Raw genomic sequence first — 615 nt, 5'->3', positions numbered from 1 at the left:
ATCATGTCTTACGTTTAGGTTTCCGTCAGGTAAAGTCGTTGCAGCAACAAGAAGTATCACACTTGCTAAAGGGAAGAACAAAGCCGTACAAAACAATCAATGAATTATTTCGTAGTGGCATATCTATCACCGCTATAGAACGTCTAGCCGATGCTGATGCTTTTGGTTCAATTGGGCTCGATCGCCGGCAAGCACTGTGGGAAGTGTCCGCTCTAAAAGACAACCCAATTGGATTATTTACCGAACAGCCCTCTGACAGCGCCTTTGAGCATCAGGTCACCCTCCCGCCCATTTCTGCCATGGAACATGTTATACAAGACTATGCAAACACGTCTTTGTCCCTCAAAGCTCATCCTGTAAGCTTCGCCAGAGAACGTCTGCATAAACTACACGTAACACCGGCCGCCCAGCTTAGCAGCCTAAAAAATGGCGATCTTGTAAAGGTGTGCGGATTAGTTACAGTACGTCAACGCCCGAGCACCGCCAAAGGCGTACTATTTATTACGATTGAAGATGAAACAGGATTTTCGAATCTTGTGGTATGGGAAAAAACGTTCAGCATATACCGTAAAATAATTCTACAGGCCCATTTATTGATGGTTGTTGGAAAGTTAC

1 protein-coding gene is annotated in these 615 nt (G+C 44.9%); it reads left to right on the top strand.

The window, feature by feature from the left end; translation table 11 throughout:
• Window positions 1-615: helix-hairpin-helix domain-containing protein (locus HP439_RS19325; protein WP_343043577.1), on the top strand; the 615-nt coding region annotated here is incomplete at both ends.

The organism is Sphingobacterium shayense (genome assembly GCF_013179575.1).
Taxonomy (GTDB): Bacteria; Bacteroidota; Bacteroidia; order Sphingobacteriales; family Sphingobacteriaceae; genus Sphingobacterium; species Sphingobacterium shayense.
The sequence above is the reverse complement of the archived record's forward strand: the minus strand, read 5'-3'. Positions and strand labels throughout refer to the sequence as shown.